Origin of the sequence: Arthrobacter sp. B2a2-09, from assembly GCF_027587375.1 — a bacterium.
In the GTDB taxonomy this organism is placed as follows: domain Bacteria; phylum Actinomycetota; class Actinomycetes; order Actinomycetales; family Micrococcaceae; genus Arthrobacter.
Genome location: NZ_JAMXIC010000059.1, coordinates 1 through 2,447, shown reverse-complemented (window position 1 = coordinate 2,447; position 2,447 = coordinate 1). Strand labels below are relative to the sequence as shown.

General features: G+C 64.2%; 1 protein-coding gene and 2 pseudogenes. 1 reads left to right on the top strand and 2 read right to left on the bottom strand.

Annotated features, from left to right (window positions below; translation table 11 throughout):
- Positions 1 to 458, bottom strand: a pseudogene (locus tag NFJ07_RS25460) (transketolase); the annotation flags it as partial.
- 164 nt (positions 459 to 622) lie between these two features.
- Between NFJ07_RS25460 and NFJ07_RS25455 the strand changes: the two are divergent.
- Positions 623 to 1,930 carry a helix-turn-helix transcriptional regulator gene (locus tag NFJ07_RS25455; RefSeq protein WP_269998882.1) on the top strand — a complete coding sequence of 436 codons (1,308 nt, stop codon included), beginning with the start codon at positions 623 to 625 and terminating at the stop codon, positions 1,928 to 1,930.
- A gap of 418 nt (positions 1,931 to 2,348) precedes the next feature.
- Here NFJ07_RS25455 and NFJ07_RS25955 read toward each other — a convergent pair.
- Positions 2,349 to 2,447, bottom strand: a pseudogene (locus NFJ07_RS25955) (6-phosphogluconate dehydrogenase); the annotation flags it as partial.

Here is a 2,447-nt window from a genome sequence, read left to right as displayed (position 1 = left end):
TGGGAGTAGGCGAAGCCCACCGAGGAGGCCAGGCCCTGGCCCAGCGGGCCGGTGGTGATCTCGACGCCGGCGGTGTGCTTGTATTCAGGGTGGCCCGGGGTCAGCGATCCCCAGGTGCGCAGGGCTTCGAGGTCCTTCAGTTCCAGGCCGTAACCGGAAAGGAACAACTGGATGTACAGGGTCAGCGACGAGTGGCCCGGGGACAGGATGAAACGGTCACGGCCCAGCCAGTCAGGATCGCGCGGATCATGGCGCATCAGCTTCTGGAACAGCAGGTAGGCGGCCGGTGCAAGGCTCATGGCCGTGCCGGGGTGACCGTTGCCGACCTTCTCGACGGCGTCAGCGGCCAGCACCCGGATGGTGTCCACCGCGCGCTGATCCTCGGACGTCCAGTCGAGCGTTGTTGTTTCAGGATCTGCGCTGCTGAAGGTCAGCACCGCGTTTGCTGTCGGATTCACGATTTATCCCCTTTGATATGGTCATCGGCCGTGAGAGGCCGTATTAATGCTTGGTGGTTGTTACCCATATTCCCGAAACAAAAGGGTAGGCGTAACACTGTTTTCTGACAGTTCCGACTACCCTTTAGGACTGGGTTGACGTTTTTCCCCGCTAGACTGTCCGGATGAGCGCAGCCACCAACCAGCCCCTCAAGGAAGCCACGATGACCGTTTCAGACCTGCCGTGGCCGCTGTTGCAGACCGTCGCAGCATTGGCCGATGCTCCCCTGGCCCAGATAGCGGAGCGGCTGCGTAATGCCACGCTCCCCTACTTGGGGAGCAGCGCGCTGGTCATCTTCACCGAAGACTGCACGGGGCGGCCGCAGAAAAAAGCGGGCGAGGAAGAAATCATTTCCCGGGTCTCCATTGCCGAGCTTGACGCGCTTCGCGCTGCCCTTTCGGATGAGACCCCCTGGTTTGGGGAAGCCGAGCTCGCCGGCCGGCCCCGCCCCGTACTTGCCCTGAAACACGCCTCCAGCCACGCGCTCCTCGTCCTCACGGATCCTCACCTGGCCGATACAGGGAACAACGTCGGGCTCGACCTGGTGACGTATCTGTGGCGCATTGCTGCCCGGCGGATCCAGGAGAAAGTGGCCGATGCGCCGCCGTCGTACCTGCTGGAATCGCGGGCGGCCTCAGCTGAGCGCGTCCGCGTAACCGCGGAACTGACCGATCTGCACTCCACGACCCTGGAGACCCTCCTGGCAGCCTTACGCTCATCCTCCTTGGACAATGCAGCGGCCCGCTCAACCGTCACGGACCTCACCGCCAAGGCCTTGGTCGGGCTCCGCACCCTCAGTGATCGCACGACTGACCTGGTGGAAGAGCCGGTCGCCACAGCCTTCGAACGCCTGCGGGAGGACCTCCGGCCGCTCACGCGCTTCAGCGGCCTTGAGGTCGAATTCATCGAACCGCCGCTGAATGGAAGGGCCCTGCCCGGCGAAGTTGCCCACGCGGCACGGGCCGTCGTCCGCGGACTTGTGCTGGCCATGATGGAACAACCCGACGTCAGCAGAGTCCGGACACAGTGGGACTGCGACGGCGAAAACCTGCTGATCAACGTACGCGACGACGGCCGCGGTGTACTCGCCGCCGACGCGCCGAGCATCGCCCGTATTGACCGCCGGGTCCAGGCGCTCACCGGACACCTGCGGATCGACGTCATGCCAGGCTGGGGTGCAGACATATTCGTCTCGCTCCCGCTGAACCCGCCGGCTCGCCCGGCCGGGGATGTCGCCGGATGGGACCTTGCCGCCCGGGAACTCGAAGTGCTTCAGCACCTCGCCGCGGGACACCGCAATCGCACCATCGCCTCAACGCTGGGCATCAGCGAGAATACTGTCAAGTTCCATGTGCGGAACTTGTTCAGGAAGCTCGACGTCGGTTCACGCACTGAGGCCATCGCCTTGGCACACAGCCACGGACTGCGATGACCGTGTAGGAACTCGGCGACACTGGGACAATCCGGGCCCCGTCGAGGCAGGACGGCACAATGAGCAACGGACCCGGGACGAAGTGGGCCTGCCCTACGCAAGCTGCTCCCCCGTCCTGTTTTGGGGCTCAGTCGGCTTGCTTATTGAGTCAACTTCTGCGGGCTCTGCGTAGGGACGGGCGAGATGCGGGCGACGCCCCCGCACAGTTTCGAACCGCAGGAGCGGCGCGTCCGACGAGGTTCGGAACTGAGCGTGGCCAGATGCCCGCCCGCCTCCATCAGTTTGGTTTTGCCGCTCCCCTGGTACTCCCGCCAAACGGTGACGCACGGGGCGGGGCAAAGCCCACTTGGGCGTAACTGCGGAAGTTGGTCAACGAAAGTTGTTCAAGACATGCGGTTCTTGCAATTCTGGGGACCGCCTAGGTACCAGGTGAATGCGACTTGGCCGGACGGGTGGCGTGTCCGCCGAACTGGTTGCGCAGCGCGGAGACCATCTTCATGGCCGGTGAGCTGTCCTC